Consider the following 17996-nt stretch of genomic DNA (forward strand, 5'->3'; position numbering starts at 1 on the left):
AAAATACTGTATAACCATATATTAATTTTTATGGGTTTTTATTACAAGTCTGTTTATTTGTGTTTATTTTTGTTATAATGAATATATAAATAAAGTGATACTTCACCTTGTGTATCATTTATTTAAGTAAAGTTTACAACTGTGTAAGAAACTCCCTTCGTTTTTTGAAGGGAGTTTTTCTATTTAAGCAAGTAACTCTGATGCGTTATGCTGAAGGACCGTTTCATATTGGTCAAGTAAGCCACGAAAGATCTCATCCCAGCTTTTTGATTTAGCATAAGACGAAGCTGCTATGCCCATTTGTGTAAGTTGCTCTTCATTTTGCAATAAAGAATGGATGGATAATAGAAATGCGTCCTCATTTTTGGGCGGACAAAGAACTCCCGTTTTTCCATCTGTAATAATATTTTTAACCCCGCCACTATTTGCACCAATGACAGGTGTACCACATGCAAGTGATTCGAGTACGACATTTCCGAACGTTTCAGTAGCGGATGGAAATACCATGATGTTAGAACAAGCATATGCTTCAGCTAAATCCTTCCCTTGTAAATATCCAGTAAAAGTGATATGTGCACGCGGAACAGCTTCACGCAAATTTGTTGCTAGAGGACCGTCTCCTGCGATGAGCCAATGAACGTCGTTTCGAGTATGAGTCGTTTTCAAGATAAGGTGTTGCAACGTATCAATATCTTTTTCAGGGGCAATCCGTCCAACATAGGAAAGGACATACTTCGCTGTAATATTATATTTTTTTCGGAATAGGTCTGTATTGTAAGATGGATGAAAGAGTGTGCAATCTACACCACGTCCCCATATGGAGAGGGCCTGAAAGCCTTTATTTTTTAGTTGGTGTAACGTTTCAAAGGAAGGAACGAAATTTTTTTGCATATGACTATGAAACCATTTTAAATAGTTCCAAAGCATATTAGAGAGAAATTCAATTTTATAATAGCGTAAATAAGCATCGAAATCAGTATGATAAGAACCGACAACTGGGATGTTTAACTTTTTTGCATAATACAATCCACAGAGTCCCATATTGAAAGGTGTAGCAATGTGAATAATGTCAGGTTTAAAGGAAAGAAGTTCTCGTTTAATGCGCGGAGTAGGAAAAGAAAAGCGACATTCTGGATATAATATTGTTAATGGGATACTTCTCATCTTGTTCACATTGGCTACGAAATCATCTTCAGCTGTATGCTGAGGGGCGAAAACAGAATAGGCGATCTTTTCTTTCTGAAAGTAACGTGTTAATCGTTCTAACGTTTTCGCAACCCCGTTGACTTGTGGTGTAAAAGTATCGGTAAAAATGGCGACTCTCATCATATCACTCCTTTATGTGAAAAGTGGGATGAATTGATAAAAAGAGATGATGCCAGAGCAAGTGCCGAGGCACATACCGACGAATACATCAGACGGATAGTGAAGCCCTAAATAAATACGAGAAATACCGACGCATAATGCTAACGGTAATAGAAAAACAAGTAAGTTTGGATTATAGCAAATAAATGGAATGAAGACAGAGAAAACGGCTGTTGTATGACCAGACGGGAAAGAGTGGTCTTTTAATGGATGGACTGGATATTTCGCATCCTGAATTGTTAAATAAGGGCGTTTTCGCGGATACCATCTTTTTAATATTTGTACAGGAATATGGCTAATTGCTAAAGAAATAGCAGTTGCGATTGCAGCTTGATGCAAAGTGCCTTTTGCAAAAATTAAAAAGAAAAGTGTGAGTGCGATTGAGAAAGTAGCGCCACCGATATGAGTAATATTGCTGAAAAAGATATTTAATGTTTTTTGATCAAAGTATCGGTTAATTCCTTTGAAAATGTAGCATTCTATTTTATACAGTCCACTGACCTTCATGAAAATTCTCCTCCCTCGTTTACATATATATGGAGATATTAGCTTTTATTTTAATAAGATTTTATTGAGGGAGTAATAATGTTTTGTAAAGAAAAAGTTAGTTTTTATATAAAAAGCTGCCACTTTAATGGCAGCTGGAAAAGTTACTTCTGTAATGATTTATAATACTGGCCTTTTTCAACATATTGTGTGCGAATGCGCTCCATGTCTTTACGGTCTTCTTCTGTTAACTCACGAACGACTTTAGCTGGGCGACCGAAAGCTAACGTGTTTGGTGGAATTTTCTTACCTTGTGAAACGAGGCTTCCAGCACCGATAAAGGCTCCTTCGCCAATTTCAGCACCATCTAAAATAATAGATCCCATTCCAATCAAAGCATCTTTTTTAATATGACAACTATGTAAAATAACTTGATGCCCAATGGTCACGTCGTCTTCTAAAATAAGGGGATACTGTGGGCTTTGATGAAGTGTGCATTGGTCTTGTACATTTACTCGGTTTCCAATGATTGTTGGTGACACGTCACCGCGTATGACTGTATTAAACCAAATACTTGATTCTTCACCAATGGAAACGTCGCCTGTAATGGTAACATAATCAGCGATAAAAGCACTACTCGCAATTTTCGGATTTTTTTCTTTGTAAGGGTATATCATGTAAAGCCTTCCTTTCCTAGAGACTAGTTTCAGTGTATCAAATTATGAGAAAGAGTGAAATGGAGGAGAGCCGTATGTGGAATTATGAAGCAGAGGAAGCGAAAGCTGTCGTTGTTATCGTGCACGGCGCAATGGAATATCACGGACGTTATGAAGCGGTTGCGGAAATGTGGAATCATATCGGCTACCACGTCGTGATGGGAGACCTTCCGTCACATGGAACAACTTCAAGAAATAGAGGACATATTGATTCATTTGATGAATACATAGAGGAAGTTAAATTATGGATGAAAGAGGCAAGAAAGTATAGGTTACCTATTTTTATATTCGGTCATAGTATGGGTGGTCTTATTGTCATTCGTATGATGCAAGAAACGAAGAGAGAAGATGTAGACGGCATTATTTTAAGTTCGCCATGTTTAGGCGTAGTAGCTGGACCTTCTGCACCGCTTCAAGTTGCTTCAAAAATATTAAATATTATTGCTCCAAAATTGCAATTTGCAACGAATCTTACAGTGGAAATGTCAACTCGTAATCATGAAGTTCGGGACGCAATGGAGAATGATTCATTGTTCTTGCGCAAAGTATCAGTACGTTGGTATAGTGAATTGATTAAGTCTATCGAAATTGCTCATAAAAAAATAGATGATTTTCCAGATGTTCCGCTCTTGCTAATGCAGGCGTGTGAGGATAAACTTGTAGATAAAACACGTGTCCGCACTTGGTTTGATAATGTTAAAATGAGTGATAAGGCTTTTAAAGAATGGCCGAATTGTTACCATGAGTTATTAAATGAGTATGAGCGTGATGAAATTTTGAATTATATTCAGTCATTTACTGAAATACGCATCAATAACATAATAGAAACAAATAAGTAAATTATTTGTACATTGAATAGAGGAGATGAAGGAAGAAGTGAACGTACCGAGTAATCCCATAACGCTCATGGCGAAAGTATACCGTGATGTGTTTCCGGTTGTACACCATGAGCTAGCGGTGTGGAAAGAGCGTGCCTACCATATTCCGAATGATGAGCTTCATAGTCAGGCAATCGCAAGTATTGAGAATAAAACGTTTCACTGCGAAGGCGGTGGCATTTTAGCTCTATTAGCAAATGAACACCGAGAGGAATGTATTCGTTTTATCGTAGCGTATCAAACGATCAGCGACTATTTAGATAATTTATGTGATCGCAGTACATCACTTGATCCAAATGATTTTGCCGCGCTGCATGAGTCCATGTTAATGGCATTATCACCTGAAGTAGAAGGTGGCGGTAATTATTATCGTTATCGTGATGATCAAGATGATGGTGGTTATTTAGATGAACTTGTTGAAACATGCCAAGATGTTTTAAAGAAAACGAAGCACTATGACAAAATTGCTCCTGTTCTTCATGAACTCGCTTGTTATTATTGTGATTTGCAAATTCATAAACACGTGAAGTTAGAAGAAAGAGAACCACGCTTACAAACATGGTTTGAAGCACATAAAGAAAACTTACCAGAGATGAGTTGGTTTGAATTTTCAGCATGTGCCGGTTCTACGCTTGGAATCTTCTGTCTTGTAGCATATGCCTTTCATGATGAATTACATGATGAAGATATTGCGAAAATTAGACAAGGATATTTCCCTTACGTACAAGGACTTCACATCTTACTTGATTATTTCATCGATCAAGAAGAAGATCGTATAGGCGGGGATTTGAATTTCTGTAGTTATTACGAAAATGAGCAAGCGATATTAGATCGTATGAAACATTTTGTAGAAGAAGCAGAGAAGAGCATTGGCGATTTACCTCATGCGAAGTTTCATCGTCTTATAAGCCGAGGGTTACTTGGTATTTACTTATCAGACCAAAAAGTATCGGCGCAAAAGAATATGCACAAAATGGCACGGCGCATTGTTAAATACGGAGGCCTCACTTCACGATTCTTCTATTGGAACGGGAAGATGTACCGAAAGAAAATGGCGCAGTGATGAAGAAAACCACTCTTGTAGAGTGGTTTTTTTTTGTTATAATATGGTAAAGGTGGTGATCGAAGTGAAGCGATTGTTTCAAAAGCTATATGACAATATTGAAGTAACATTACTCGTGCTACTTTCCATTTCATTTGTAACTGGAATGTATGTGATGATGAATAAAGCTGGTGGTCCTACAACGATGGATTATGTAGCCCAAGTTATTATTGCATTGATTATTATAGTAGATATTGTCTTTTTAATGAGTGGTAGAAAAAAAGAAAATAGTAAATAAAGAAGCATTTGTACACGAGAGTACAAATGCTTTTTATTTATGATCGTATTTTTGCAAATACATATATGAGAAGTTCAATTGCGAAAATAACTAAAACAGATAGTCCGAATAAAGGCATGACAGCGCCTAGTATAACCATCATGATAAAGAAAAAGGATATGCTTTTCTTATCTCTTTGCTTTGGTGGTGCTGCTAATTTTCCTTTTGGTTTTCTTGCTAACCACATTTTTATTCCGTAATAAATGAGAAGTAATAAAGATAATGTCGTTAGTAAGCATAATATTTTATTTGGCCATCCGAATAAATGTCCTTCGTGAAGCGGGATACCGTAAGTGAACCATTGTGCAAATAACCCATAATCACGATAGTCCGTTTTTGAAATGAGTTCTCCGCTATATTGATCAAAGTACGCTGTTATTTCTTCATTTGGTGCCACATCCATGCCCGTAATACCGGAACCACTTGATTTGGAAACGGTGAATACACCTTTCGGATCAGCTGGTAGTGAGATAACATATGGCTTCTTTATTTCAATTCCTTTTTGTAATTCATCGACAGAAATTGCTTTCGGTTCATTTGAATTCGATTCAGGAGGAGCTTCTTTTCTTGTTGCCCATGGCAATTCTTTTACCTTTGATTCAGGCGGTGCCATATACAACTTTGGATATCCAATCGATTCATTCGACGATGCGATTTTATAAATTTGGTTACCCATAAACCCTGACCATGGCAATCCAGATGCGACTAGCAGAACGAGTGGAATTGTAAATATAATACCGATAATAGAATGACGTCGTTTTGCTTTTTCTCGCTTATTGGATGCTGGTGTGTTTTTGAATTGGCGTATACTCATATACAATCCAGTCACAATTAAAAAGATTGTCCAGCATGCCGCAAGCTCTACAATGTAGTTAACGACAGTACCACCAACTAAAAGAGAACTATGTAATTCCCTCATTATATTGGCAAACGTTTCACTTGCATTTTGATCTCCAACAATTTGATTATTACTATCTAAATACACATATTTTTGTTGCCCAGTATATTCATTTGCAATAGTAAGCCTCGTATTATAATCCCCATTAAACTCACTAATTTTCGCCACACTATAATGTGGATATTTTTTCTCTGTTAAGAAAAGCGAATCAGCCATCGAAATAGACTCTGTTTGGGCGCTCTTCCCAAAATATAAATCTTTATAGATGAAATCTTCAACCTCTTCCCGAAATAAATACCCAATTCCGCTCAGTGACAATGTAATAAGAAGCGGCGTAATAAAAAGCCCAGCATAAAAATGCCAACGCCAAAAAATATAATGAAGCGAACGATTTACTTTCATACTTTCAGTTCCCCTAACCTTCCCTATATGAATAACTACTTATTTAATATAGCGAGATTAAGTGTGATTACTTTGAAAGAATTGTGAAGAAAGTTAAAAGTTTTTAGGGCAGATTTTATCGGTGAGACATACAATACGCAATGCAAAGCTTAGTTGAATGAATTAGCTCTTCATTTCCTTTTTGTAGCCTAATTTGAAGTGCCTTTTGAAAATAAGTAAGGGCGGTGTGGAAGTCACCTTCATCTAATTTACTTTTTCCGTAATGTTGGTAGAAGAAGTCTTCATAGACGGGTAAGTCTGGTAGTGTTTGTAGAAGTTCCGTAAAGAGTGCGTTTGCAGCAGGAAATTTTCTTTCCCAATGATATGTATGTGCAAGACGAAGTTTGTTAATAAAAATTCCTTTGATGTTTTCTATTTGTGTGTAATATTGAATTGCCTCTTGTAAGTAATATTTACTTTTAGAAAGGTTGCCAGCGATTCGTTCATAAACACCGATTAATCCGCAGTTCTTTCCATACGATGAATCTGCATGTAAATGTTCTTTCAAAAATGCAATCCCTTGCTTCATTTCAGCAAGGGATATAGGTTTTTCTCTAAGGTTTTCGTCAAATGTGTATCCCATTTCAAAAGGTATATTCATTGGGACCCCCTTATATTTTTTGCATACTTCCTAACAACCGCCTCTGCAAGACATTGAGCAGAATCAACAAAATCCTCATTCGCCACAACATTCAAATCAGTACATGCGATAATAGCGGTATCTACTTCAGCTTTTAACTGTACAACGAGCACACTCCATAATTCTCGAGCTTCTTCAATTTCTCCGCCTTTAATACAAGTAATGATTTGATTAATCATTGTTTGCCATTTTTCATGATGGATGTACTCTATATTACGTTTTGTAATCCCGTCTTGGTAAATACCAGCTTGAATTGTCGCTTCTGTTGCGAGAAGAGCGACTCTTTTTGTATTTTCAGGAATTGCTTGTAACGTCTCGTCGACTATATTTAAAACCGGAATGGACAGAGAATGCTGTAATTCTTCAAAATAAAGATGCGCCGTATTGCACGGCATAGCGATAAATTCTACGCCAGTACTTTCAAGTTTTTGTGCCCCTTCAATAATCGCTTTTTTCATTGCTTCGTGATCGATAAGGCGATCCATATAAAACGGTGTTGGGCAAGAATAAATCATCATATGAGGAAAGTCCATATCATGCTTTGCTCCGTATATTGTTTGGCACGTTGCTACAACTGTATCAACGAATGGCCCAGTTGATTTTGGTCCCATTCCTGCTAGTATTCCAATCATTGGTTTGTCTCCTTTAAAATGTAATTAAAAACGTTTTTTGCGAACGACAAAAAGAAATAAAGTAAGTAATAAAAATGAATATACGATAGCCCAAGCTGTGAGCCATAGCGTGTGAGTAAGTATATTAAATTTGTATTGTCCAAGCATTAGAAAGCTTTCGACAGGTGGTAAAAACCATAGTAACTCTTTTTTAAACCTGATGGAGGCGATCGTTATAAGTAATATAAATGTCAGGCTAAGCCAAGCCGTGCTTGCTTTTTGAATAATATTTCTAGTAAATAAAGTTGCGATTGAAATTCCAAGTATAGAGAAAGACATATGAGCGAGAAATCCGACTAAAAATAAAGAAACTGTCATTTCTTCATTAAACATTTGCAAAATAATTGGGTAGATTATGGATATAAAAGATAAAACAGTACAAATGAGAAGAGCCGTAATATATTTACCAACATATAGTGCGGAAATATTATTTGTGTGAGAAATAGTAATTTGTTCTTGTACAGGGTCTTCAGTATGAAAAATTGTGACCGTAATCCAGGCAGATAATAAATAAAGCGTGAGAGCTGTTTCTAAGTATGTCGGTACAATAGGAGTCGGTTTATATGCATATACAAAAAGTAAGCTCACAAAGTACATCGCAATAGGAGGGACGTACTTATACGATTTTGTATAGTCGAGAAAATGGTAACGAATAAGAGCAAACATAATAAACCTTCTTTCGATTTAAAAGTTAGTTTGTAGCAGTGTGATAGATGCTTTTTTATGTAATAAAAACTGAAGCATTTCGTTTGTATATTCTTTTTCTATTTGTAATTGAATAAGGTTTTGATTTGAGTTGTGTGCAACGTGTATAAATCCTAATTGTTTCCGTAGTTCTATTGCTGAAAATGTTTCGTGAACGATTGCTTCAATATAGACTTGTGCGGCTGGTTTTTGTACAGAGATATTTTCCGTAATTGTGTGATTTGCTAACGTCACAATTCTATCGGCGAAGTTTTCTAGTAGTTGTTTTTCGTGACATGTGAAGAGTATAGATATGCCGTGTTGTTTTAATGAGAGTAAAATATGTTCTAATTCTTGCTGGGAGTTAGGATCCAGCCCAGAAAGTGGTTCATCTAAAATTAATAAATGGACGTCTGTAAGTAATGCTTGCATAATGCCAGTTTTTTGTTTCATACCTTTTGAAAAGTTTCGTACAACGGAATGCCTTGCATGATGTAAATGAAAAGATTCAAGAAGCAGCGGGATTTTATCTTTTAAATATTTTGTTGATAAACCGTGAATGTGGCCGAGATGATATAAATAATCCTCTAATGTAAAACGAATTCCTTCAGGAAAATGTTCAGGTACATAGCCGATTTGTATATGTTCTTTTCTTTGAAGTGTCCCTGCTGTAGGTGAAATAAATCCTGCAATGATTTTGAGCAGAGTACTTTTTCCAGTCCCATTCCCTCCAATAATAGCGAGTGCCTCTCCTTCTGGAATGGATAAATCAATGTTGTCTAGTATAAGTGATTTGCCGTACTTCTTTTGAATTCCCCTTAGTTCTACTAGCAAAGTTCTATCCTTCTTTCTTCAAATATTGTATACATCCATTATATAGGAGAATAAGAAAAAGACGTGCAATGAGTGCACGTCTTTTTTTGTTATGTTTTGTCGATAAATCAATATTGTGTGTCGAATCGTCGATATATCGAAAAAATCGTTGATATATTATCGCTTCTCAATCGCCACAATAAATGGCGGGTTATTTTGCTGGTTAATGAAGCCGTATCGCAGTACGTGAGCTTGTTTTTGGTCTAGCTCTTCTACAAATTTGAGAACAGCGTCTCGTTCTACTTGTCCTTCTGGATGTCCGTGGTAAATGACAAGGACGATGATACCTTCAGGCGCCATTACTTCTAATAATTGCTCAATTGCCGAGATTGTTGAGTTCGGTTTTGTAACGATATGCTTGTCACCGCCAGGAAGGTAACCTAAGTTGAAGATTGCGCCTGTTACTTTTCCTTTTGCATCGTCCGGTAATACGGATAGAAGCGTATCGTGACTATCGTGAACTAAAACAGTACGTCCGAAAAGCTCTTTTTCTTTTAAACGGATAGTAGAGCTTTCAATTGCTTCTTTTTGAATATCAAATCCAAATACTTTTCCGTTATCTCCAACGATTTCAGCTAGGAAGCAAGTGTCATGTCCATTGCCAAGAGTTGCATCTACTGCGTAATCGCCTTCTTTAACAGCCGTTTGCAGCAGTGTGCGAGCAAACGGTAATACGCGTTCTAATTTCATTTTTGTTTCTCCTCATTTGCATATTTTCCTTGCCAGCTTCCGCGGCGTACAAATTCTGCATCGATGGAATTTAATACTTCCCATTTATTTAAGCTCCACATTGGACCAATCATTAAATCAGGTGGACCGTCACCTGTAATACGGTGCACAATTACGTCTTCTGGAATCATTTCAAGTTGGTCAACAACGAGACTTACGTAATCTTCAAGAGAAAGGAATTCTAATTGTCCTTTTTCATATTGCTTCACCATTGGCGTTCCTTTTAATAAGTGAAGTAAGTGGATTTTAATTCCTTGTACGTCAAGTTTCGCTACTTCACGAGCTGTTTCCATCATCATGTCGTAATCTTCAAGAGGAAGACCGTTAATAATATGAGAGCAAACTCGAATGCCATGTTTACGTAATTTATTTACGCCTTCAATGTAAGAAGGATAATCGTGAGCACGATTAATAAGATTTGCAGTTCGTTCATGAACAGTTTGTAGTCCGAGCTCAACCCAAAGGTACGTGCGTTTATTTAAGTCCGCTAAATATTCAACGACATCGTCTGGTAAACAATCTGGACGAGTCGCAATAGAAAGACCGACAACGTCTTTTTCTGCTAGAAGCGGTTCGAATTTTTCTTTTAACACTTCAAGTGGTGCATGTGTATTTGTATAAGCCTGAAAATAAGCGATACATTTTCCATCTTTCCACTTTGAGCGCATTTTTTCTTTCATTTCATGATATTGCGTTATAACATCATCGCGGCGATCGCCAGCGAAGTCACCAGATCCAGCAGCACTGCAAAATGTACACCCGCCATAAGCAACTGTACCGTCACGGTTCGGACAATCGAAGCCAGCGTCTAATGAAACTTTAAAGATTTTTTCACCAAATTCATTTCGTAAATGGTAATTCCATGTGTGATAACGTTTATTGTCGTTTGTATATGGAAAAGGGTTTTGAACCTTCATTACTTTCCCTCCTAAGCCGAGTCAAAATGAAACAAAATCCATTATAACATACTCATAAGGTTCATATGGAAGGGACACACTAAAGGGGAATTGAAGCAAGGAGGGACAATTATGGCAGAGCGTCAATCACTTGAATCGTATATTACACAAGCGGAACAAGCGGTGGAATATGCGAAAGAACAATTAGACCAAGGTATGAGACAAGAGCATTACAATACGATGGAGTATTCAGATGCGCAATTACAATTAGAACAAGCATATAACGATTTACAAACGATGCAGCAACATGCGAATGATGAGCAACGTGAGCAATTAAATAGAGCACGTATGGCAATTCGCCAATTGCAACATCAAATGATTATTACACCGCGCTAATAAGGAGTGAATGTAATGGCGAAACGTTCAGATCAAAATAACCCAGAGCAAAAAACGCAAAATGGACATAACGCTGAGTTTTCGAATGAGCTTGATCCAGTTGTTCAAGTGAAACAGCGTAACAGTAAAAAGGGACAACCTCAAAGATCGAAGCAATCAGAGTAGACCAGGTCGCAATATGACCTGGTTTTATTTTATTATATTACAATAATGTAAGATTTCTGTAAGGTTTGTCGATAGTTGCGAGCCGTTTTCTCCAGTAGAGTAAGGAAGGATTAAATTTTATACAAGGAGTTGCTTTATGGGGAACAATATTACAAACAAACGAATTGATGAGTTAGATTACATTCGTGGCTTTGCACTACTGGGGATTATTTTAGTAAATATTCTCGCACTACTTAACATTAAAATTCCAGATCCTAATACAGTGGATGCTAGCTATCAAAGATTTTTATACTTATTTGTAGAAGGTCGTTTCTTCTCAATCTTCTCATTCTTATTTGGAGTGGGATTCTATATCTTTATCTCTAGAGCAATTGCGAAAGGGAAAAATGGGTATGTTTTATTTTTCCGCCGCTTAGTTGCACTATTTATTTTCGGTTTGATTCATCAAATGTTTCAGCCTGGAGAAGCACTAGCGTTATACGCAATTTGCGGGTTACTTGTTTTACCGTTTTATAAAGCGAAAAAAGAAGTGAACCTAGTTATAGGCCTTATTTTAACAATTGCCTTTAGCATAATGGGTGTTAAAGAACTATTACCACTCGGCTTAATTTTATTAGGGCTGGCTGCAGGACAATATCGTGTATTTGAAAATTTTCCGCAAAATATAAAGAAAGTCGCTATTTTTACAGGTATTATGTTTGTTTTAAGTGTCGTAGCTGTATGGTATCAATATGGGCACGTTCCTGCTGAACCATTTGTAAATGGGATAATGGAGAACGAAGATGGAACAATGGATGCTGCAAGCCAATTTTTAAAAATTGGTATTACAGTTGGACCAATCATTTCAGCTTTCTATGTGGGAGCATTAATTTTATTACTTCAACTAAAACCAGTTCAAACATTGTTAGCGCCACTAAAATATTATGGACGTATGGCGTTAACAAATTATATCGGACAAACTGCAATGATTTTAATCGCAGGGAGTGTCTTTAACTTTGCAGAAAACTTAACGTACATGCAGACGTTATATGTATGTATCGCAATTTACGCAATTCAAATTGTGTTTAGTGTGATTTGGATGAAAATCTTTAAAATGGGTCCACTAGAATGGATTTGGCGTGTTATTACGTATTGGACGGTAACACCTTTAAAGAAATAAAGAGAGAAGTGGGCTGTTTCTTTTGTGGAACAGCCTATTTTTTATTGTCATCTTTTTCGGTAAGTCGATATTACTTGTCGAATCGCTAATACAATTTCATTTACCAACGAACCTTACACACGCATCTTTTTTATATTACAAAAGTGTAAGGTAAATGTAATGTTAGCAAATAGCAGTTCCCCTCCAAAAGGCGCAAAATAGGTAATGGAAAAACAAGCGTAGGAGGATATATATGACGAAACCAGTTGTAGACGTAAAAAACGTTCAAAAAGTGTACGGTAAAAAAGGTGAGAACCAATCGCATGCGTTAAAAGGTGTGTCATTCTCGATTCAAGAGGGTGAGTTTGTCGGAATTATGGGACCATCTGGTTCTGGTAAAACGACATTATTAAATGTAATTTCAACGTTAGATAAAGCAACAGGCGGCGTTGTTGAAATTGCAGGAACAGATATTACGAAAATGAAGCAAGGTGAGCTTTCTGATTTCCGCTCGCAAAAATTAGGATTCATCTTCCAAGACTTTAACTTATTAGAAAACTTATCTATTTATGAAAACATTGCACTTCCACTTTCTCTTCAAGGTGTTCCATCACGTAATATTGGACCGAAAGTAGAAAAAGTAGCGGATATGTTAGGGATTACAGAAATTCTTCAAAAGTATCCATCTGAAGTATCTGGTGGACAGAAACAACGTTCAGCAGCAGCTCGCGCACTAGTACATGAGCCGGCAATTATTTTAGGGGACGAGCCAACAGGAGCTCTTGATTCTAAAAATGCGACGAGTTTACTTGATGCGATGACAAACTTAAATAAAGATCAAGGCGTATCCATTATGATGGTTACACATGATCCTTACAGTGCAAGTTACTGTCAGCGTATTTTATTCATTCAAGATGGTGAGCTATATAAAGAAATTCACCGTGGTGGTACGCGTGAAGAGTTTTATAAAGAAATTTTAGATGTACTTGCAGATTTAGGTACACAAAAAGCGTAAGGAAGGAGGTCTAGAGCATGTTATTCAAACTTTCCATGTCAGGGCTAAAGAGTAAGCTAAAAGATTACATCGTCTTACTTGTCGGTCTTGTCATGTCGATTTCAATTTTTTATATGTTTCAAACGTTAGCGTTAAACGAAGCCTTCCTTAAGGAGAATTCTACTATTGGTCAAATTGGATTCGTATTCCAAGCAGGTTCATTTTTACTAGCCATTATAACGTTCTTCTATATTTTATATGCGAACTCTTTCTTATTATCTCTTCGCCAAAAAGAGTTTGGTATGTATATGATGTTAGGAGCAAAAAAGCATAAAGTTACATTACTTATGTTTATTGAAACAATCGTATTAGGTGCTGCGTCTCTTGCGATTGGTATTATAGTTGGGGTAGGACTTGCAGAAGGTATCGGTCAGTTATTAATGAAACAATTAGAATTTGCAGGTGAAGGATATAAAGCATTTTATCTGCCATCTATGACTGTTACTTGTATCTTCTTCTTTGCACTATTTGTATTATCAGCAATTATGAATAGTATTAAGTTATCACGTATTTCTGTACTGCAACTTGTACATGCAGATGCACAAACAGAACGTGTTGCGGTAAAAGGAAAAATGACAGGTTTAGTCGCATTCCTTGCGGTTATTTTATTAGGAATGGGCTATGCATCAATGATTTACATGGAAAAACTAAGAGAAATGGGAATTCTTATCGCATTAATTACAACAACAGCTGGTACTTACATGCTATTTGGATCACTTCTTCCAGTTATTATTAAAAAGTTAAAAAGTAATAAAAAGCGTAGTGAAAAAGGGCTTAACGCTTTTACATTTGCACAATTAAACTTCCGTATTAATAGCTTAACAAAGGTGCTTGCGACAGTAGCGATGTTAGTTGCTCTTGGAGCTGGTGCAATTTCAGGTGGTATGGCGTTTAAAAATAACGTTATAAAAATGGTTGATGGTTTAATAATCTATGATTCAGTAGTTCATAATCCAACAGCTGAAGAAAAGAAAATTTTAGACGGTATTACATTTAAAGAGAAAAGCGAATATCGTTACAAAGTTGATGATAAATACGTTTATTATGTAAAAGAGGATTTGGAGAAAAATCGTCCTTTAGTAAAAGATATGACAAATATAAAGTCGATGAAGGATTTAGTGAATACGAAGAAGGCTTCACAGGAACTACCAGTAGGCGCAGTTTCTAGAGAAATGAATGAAAAAGATGCGAACGCTAAAGAACTTCCAGAAGAATGGGTAGATGCTTTTAGCACAATTCATCCGTATTATCTACACGAAGATCATGCAATTAAAATTGTAGATCAAAAAATGTACGATGAGATAAATGGTAAAGAAGGTATAGCATTTATCGGAAAAACAGATGATTTCTTAACATATACAAAAGAATGGAAAAAACTTGACGAGTTGCAACTAGATAAATATAAAAATGTAACAGCTGAAAGAATGAACAGTAAATATCAATCTTACGACATGTTCTACGGCGTTGCGAGCGGAACAGTGTTTATGGGATTCTTCCTTGGAATTGCTTTCTTAGCAATGATGGCAAGTTGTTTAATGTTCAAAATTCTTTCTGGTGCATCAAAAGATATTACGCGTTATCAAATGCTTCGTAAAATTGGGGTGCGCCGTGAATTATTAACAAAATCAATTTATAAAGAGTTATTCTTAGTATTCTTATTCCCAGCAATTGTAGGTATTGCTCACGTATTAGTTGGTATGAATATTTTCGGATTTATTTTAGTTGATCCGTACTTCCGTATTTGGGTACCAATCGTAATTTTCGTAGTAATTTATGCGATTTATTACTTCATTACAGTTCAATTGTATAAAGGAATTGTTCTTCCGAAAGAAGATTAATAGTAGAAACCGAGCAAAAATGCTCGGTTTTTATTATTTTCAGAAAAAAACACTTTGATGTTACTGAAATATATAATATAATATAAATAAGTAACATAACATGTAAGTATCAGCAATTGGAAAGTGAAAGGAGGAATCCAATCTAATAGAAAGAAGCTGAACTTGTACCCCCTATTTTTCTACCCACACCACATTTGTACAATCATAAATTTCCAAATGAAAAATTGTCAGACCTAAGTCGTATATTGTGAAAATAATGGATAATACATGGAAATCTCATAGCATGATAAGGTAAAATGGACAGGATAATGAGAAAATTACCGTTCATAAGATGAGGAGATACATGTATGGAAGTTGTAGAGGCATTAAAAGATATAAGCCAAATTGAGGCTATGAAAAAGTATTTAAAAGAGCACTCGCTGCGAGATTATCTTTTATTTGTTATTGGAATTAACACTGGATTAAAAATTACTGAACTACTTAGTATGAAATTTGAAGAGGTATTAAATGAAGATAAGACTGTTAAAGAGTTTTATTCCCTTCCTGTGAAAGATGAAAAATTTAAACAAGATATTTATTTAAATACAAAAGTAAAAGAAGCTCTCTTAGAGTACGTACAAACTATTGATGCTCAAAGAGAAAATTACGTATTTCAATCTAATAAAACGACAAATTCAATCTCACGCCAACAAGCGTATCGCGTTATTCATAGCGCAGCTGAAGCGGTTGGGATTGTTGGGAAGATTGGAACGAACTCAATGCGAAAAACATTTGGATATCACGCGTACAAAAGAGGAATAGCGATTGCGCTATTGCAAAAGCATTTTCATCACGCAACTCCATCAGAAACACTCAAGTATTTAGGAATCTCAAAAGATGAAAAGTTTAAAACAGAGATTGATGTAGATTTGTAAAAGCCGTAACTAAAAAATTTAGGAGGCGGAAAATATGAATATTAGAGAAAGTGAACTTCCGGGTATTGGTTGTAAGTTTGAAGTAATTACAAAAGGTAATGAAAAAATGGTTATCGTGATTCATGATGATGGCCGGAGAGAAATGTATCATTTTGATGCGGATCATGATGAGAGTATTTCAAGCGTTTCTCTTCGCGATTCTGAAGCGAGACAAATTGCAGCTATTTTAGGCGGAATGGTATATAGACCACAAGCGTTAGATACAATTGAGATGGCTTTTGAAGGATTATCAATTGAATGGTTTAAGGTGGAGAATAAGGCACCAGTAGTACAACAAACAATTGGTAGCTTACATGTCAGAAAAACATATAACGTAACGATTATTGCTATTTTGAAAAAGAATATGAAGAAATTCTTTAATCCAGGTCCAGACTCTATTATTGAAGCTGGCGATATGCTCGTGTTGTCGGGTGAAAGACATGAAGTGAAAAGAATTATTAATGAATTGCTTTCAGCAGGAGGTGATTCCTAATCGATGGATACTTTAATCTTTGAAGTTGGAACTGCGTTAGTATTAGTAGCTTTTGCAGCTATCCTCGCTGCGAAGTTAAAGTTCTCGATTATTCCGTTTCTCATTATACTCGGTATGTTAGTGGGGCCTCATGCCCCAGATTTAGGACTTATCGATTTAAGGTTTATTGAAAGCGGAGAAGTTATTTCCTTCCTCGGCCGCGTTGGCGTCATATTCCTCCTATTCTATTTAGGCTTAGAATTCTCAATAAAAAAATTAATTAAATCAGGAAAGTCGATTGCTTTCGGGGGAACCGTCCACATATCACTTAATTTCATATTAGGTTTGCTTTATGGATATGTGATGGGCTTCCCCTTATTAGAAACATTAATTATTGCTGGAATCATTACAATTTCATCGAGTGCAATTGTTGCAAAAGTAATTGTTGATTTAAGAAGATCTGGTAATAAAGAGACTGAATTAATATTAGGAATCATTATGTTTGATGATATTTTTCTAGCTGTATATTTATCAGTCGTTTCAGGATTAGTACTTGGGGGCGCAACATCATTTGTAGGTGCTCTTACATCGGTATTAATCGCAGTAGGATATATGCTACTATTCTTTGTAGTCGCTAGAAAAGCTACGCCGTTCTTAAATAAAATATTAGATATTTCGTCAAATGAAATTTTTATTATCGTAATATTCGCTATTTTATTCTTTGTAGCAGGATTTTCAGAAACGATTCATGTTGCTGAGGCGATTGGAGCATTATTGTTAGGGCTCGTTTTTTCTGAAACAGAGCATAGCGATCGGATTGAGCATCTCGTCGTCCCGTTCCGTGATTTTTTTGGAGCTATATTCTTTTTCAGCTTCGGCTTAAGTATAGATCCGTTTTCACTTGGAGGAGCAGTGTGGTTGGCGTTAGGGGCAGTTCTTATTACACTCATCGGTAATTTTACAGCTGGAATGATGGCGGGACGTAAAGCCGGGTTATCGCATAAGGCTTCTACGAATATCGGTTTAACTCTCGTATCACGCGGAGAGTTCTCCATTATTGTAGCCAATATCGGCATTGCGGGTGGCTTAATGGCAGCGATTAAACCATTCTCTGCACTGTACGTTTTAATATTAGCATCGTTAGGTCCGTTATTAACGAAAGAGTCTGGGAGAATATACTCTCTATTAGATAAGATATTTAAGTGGAGTGCTAAAGAACGTGCGAAGCGAGAAAAAGAAGTTGGGTAGTACAAAATAAAGGGAGACTGCATGAACTTCATGTAGCCTCCCCTTTCTTATATATTGTTACTGATGTCCTTTTTTG

Annotated in this window: 21 protein-coding genes; 11 read left to right on the forward strand and 10 right to left on the reverse strand. The window is 36.2% G+C overall.

The genetic code is table 11. From position 1 onward, the window contains the following. Nucleotides 1-183 precede the first annotated feature (183 nt). The 3 genes from AABL52_RS03685 to AABL52_RS03695 all read right to left on the reverse strand — a co-directional run bounded on the left by AABL52_RS03685 (nt 184) and on the right by AABL52_RS03695 (nt 2528). Nucleotides 184-1326, reverse strand: a complete 1143-nt coding sequence (locus tag AABL52_RS03685) for a glycosyltransferase family 4 protein (RefSeq protein WP_341518929.1) — start codon at nt 1324-1326, stop codon at nt 184-186. Between the two features lie 12 nt (nt 1327-1338). Continuing rightward, a complete protein-coding gene (locus tag AABL52_RS03690) occupies nt 1339-1872 on the reverse strand; it encodes a phosphatase PAP2 family protein (RefSeq protein WP_061676773.1) in 534 nt (177 codons plus the stop codon). A gap of 143 nt (nt 1873-2015) precedes the next feature. Next, nucleotides 2016-2528 carry a gamma carbonic anhydrase family protein gene (locus tag AABL52_RS03695; protein WP_000640204.1) on the reverse strand — a complete coding sequence of 171 codons (513 nt, stop codon included), beginning with the start codon at nt 2526-2528 and terminating at the stop codon, nt 2016-2018. A gap of 74 nt (nt 2529-2602) precedes the next feature. Between AABL52_RS03695 and AABL52_RS03700 the strand changes: the two genes are divergently transcribed. From AABL52_RS03700 to AABL52_RS03710, 3 genes are read left to right on the forward strand one after another with little or no spacing between them, the layout of a single operon-like run. Next, entirely contained in the window at nt 2603-3406 is an 804-nt protein-coding gene (locus AABL52_RS03700; protein WP_000267432.1) for an alpha/beta hydrolase, read from the forward strand. A 37-nt stretch (nt 3407-3443) separates the two neighbouring features. Continuing rightward, nucleotides 3444-4508, forward strand: a complete 1065-nt coding sequence (locus AABL52_RS03705) for a tetraprenyl-beta-curcumene synthase family protein (protein WP_001102483.1) — start codon at nt 3444-3446, stop codon at nt 4506-4508. A 43-nt stretch (nt 4509-4551) separates the two neighbouring features. Further along, complete coding sequence (locus AABL52_RS03710; RefSeq protein WP_141524294.1) at nt 4552-4785, forward strand: hypothetical protein; 234 nt, start codon at nt 4552-4554, stop codon at nt 4783-4785. Between the two features lie 37 nt (nt 4786-4822). Here the strand turns inward: AABL52_RS03710 and AABL52_RS03715 are convergent, their stop codons facing one another. The 7 genes from AABL52_RS03715 to AABL52_RS03745 all read right to left on the reverse strand — a co-directional run bounded on the left by AABL52_RS03715 (nt 4823) and on the right by AABL52_RS03745 (nt 10677). Then, on the reverse strand, nt 4823-6124 hold the full coding sequence (locus AABL52_RS03715; RefSeq protein WP_341518930.1) for a PepSY-associated TM helix domain-containing protein: 1302 nt from the start codon (nt 6122-6124) through the stop codon (nt 4823-4825). Nucleotides 6125-6239: 115 nt separating this feature from the next. After that, entirely contained in the window at nt 6240-6764 is a 525-nt protein-coding gene (locus AABL52_RS03720) for a hypothetical protein (RefSeq protein WP_341518931.1), read from the reverse strand. Further along, nucleotides 6761-7435 carry an aspartate/glutamate racemase family protein gene (locus AABL52_RS03725; protein WP_341518932.1) on the reverse strand — a complete coding sequence of 225 codons (675 nt, stop codon included), beginning with the start codon at nt 7433-7435 and terminating at the stop codon, nt 6761-6763. The genes AABL52_RS03720 and AABL52_RS03725 overlap by 4 nt, the downstream gene beginning before the upstream one ends. A gap of 24 nt (nt 7436-7459) precedes the next feature. Continuing rightward, nucleotides 7460-8140 carry an ABC transporter permease gene (locus tag AABL52_RS03730; protein ID WP_097845222.1) on the reverse strand — a complete coding sequence of 227 codons (681 nt, stop codon included), beginning with the start codon at nt 8138-8140 and terminating at the stop codon, nt 7460-7462. Between the two features lie 18 nt (nt 8141-8158). Beyond that, nucleotides 8159-8992 (reverse strand): ABC transporter ATP-binding protein, encoded by an 834-nt coding sequence (locus AABL52_RS03735; RefSeq protein ID WP_341518933.1) that lies wholly within the window; start codon nt 8990-8992, stop codon nt 8159-8161. A gap of 156 nt (nt 8993-9148) precedes the next feature. After that, nucleotides 9149-9721 carry a tRNA (mnm(5)s(2)U34)-methyltransferase gene (locus AABL52_RS03740; protein ID WP_000764487.1) on the reverse strand — a complete coding sequence of 191 codons (573 nt, stop codon included), beginning with the start codon at nt 9719-9721 and terminating at the stop codon, nt 9149-9151. Then, nucleotides 9718-10677: a TIGR01212 family radical SAM protein gene (locus AABL52_RS03745; RefSeq protein WP_341518934.1), complete on the reverse strand. Its 960-nt coding sequence runs from the start codon at nt 10675-10677 to the stop codon at nt 9718-9720. The genes AABL52_RS03740 and AABL52_RS03745 overlap by 4 nt, the downstream gene beginning before the upstream one ends. A 111-nt stretch (nt 10678-10788) precedes the next feature. Here AABL52_RS03745 and AABL52_RS03750 point away from each other — a divergent pair, with 111 nt between their 5' ends. The 8 genes from AABL52_RS03750 to AABL52_RS03785 all read left to right on the forward strand — a co-directional run bounded on the left by AABL52_RS03750 (nt 10789) and on the right by AABL52_RS03785 (nt 17920). Further along, nucleotides 10789-11052 carry a YtzC family protein gene (locus AABL52_RS03750; RefSeq protein WP_000840870.1) on the forward strand — a complete coding sequence of 88 codons (264 nt, stop codon included), beginning with the start codon at nt 10789-10791 and terminating at the stop codon, nt 11050-11052. Between the two features lie 15 nt (nt 11053-11067). Further along, the gene (locus tag AABL52_RS03755) at nt 11068-11217 is read left to right on the forward strand and encodes a hypothetical protein (RefSeq protein WP_001129345.1); all 150 of its coding nucleotides are present in this window, start codon (nt 11068-11070) and stop codon (nt 11215-11217) included. A 136-nt stretch (nt 11218-11353) separates the two neighbouring features. Beyond that, nucleotides 11354-12376 (forward strand): DUF418 domain-containing protein, encoded by a 1023-nt coding sequence (locus AABL52_RS03760; RefSeq protein ID WP_341518935.1) that lies wholly within the window; start codon nt 11354-11356, stop codon nt 12374-12376. Between the two features lie 232 nt (nt 12377-12608). Further along, nucleotides 12609-13370 carry an ABC transporter ATP-binding protein gene (locus AABL52_RS03765; RefSeq protein ID WP_000165844.1) on the forward strand — a complete coding sequence of 254 codons (762 nt, stop codon included), beginning with the start codon at nt 12609-12611 and terminating at the stop codon, nt 13368-13370. A gap of 17 nt (nt 13371-13387) precedes the next feature. Then, a complete protein-coding gene (locus tag AABL52_RS03770) occupies nt 13388-15247 on the forward strand; it encodes an ABC transporter permease (protein ID WP_341518936.1) in 1860 nt (619 codons plus the stop codon). A gap of 347 nt (nt 15248-15594) precedes the next feature. Continuing rightward, the gene (locus tag AABL52_RS03775; protein ID WP_000454199.1) at nt 15595-16161 is read left to right on the forward strand and encodes a tyrosine-type recombinase/integrase; all 567 of its coding nucleotides are present in this window, start codon (nt 15595-15597) and stop codon (nt 16159-16161) included. A 34-nt stretch (nt 16162-16195) separates the two neighbouring features. Continuing rightward, entirely contained in the window at nt 16196-16693 is a 498-nt protein-coding gene (locus AABL52_RS03780; RefSeq protein WP_097845216.1) for a cation:proton antiporter regulatory subunit, read from the forward strand. A 3-nt stretch (nt 16694-16696) separates the two neighbouring features. After that, on the forward strand, nt 16697-17920 hold the full coding sequence (locus AABL52_RS03785; RefSeq protein ID WP_000380190.1) for a cation:proton antiporter: 1224 nt from the start codon (nt 16697-16699) through the stop codon (nt 17918-17920). Nucleotides 17921-17996: the final 76 nt, after the last annotated feature.

Origin of the sequence: Bacillus paramobilis (assembly GCF_038096195.1) — a bacterium.
Lineage (GTDB): Bacteria > Bacillota > Bacilli > Bacillales > Bacillaceae_G > Bacillus_A > Bacillus_A mobilis.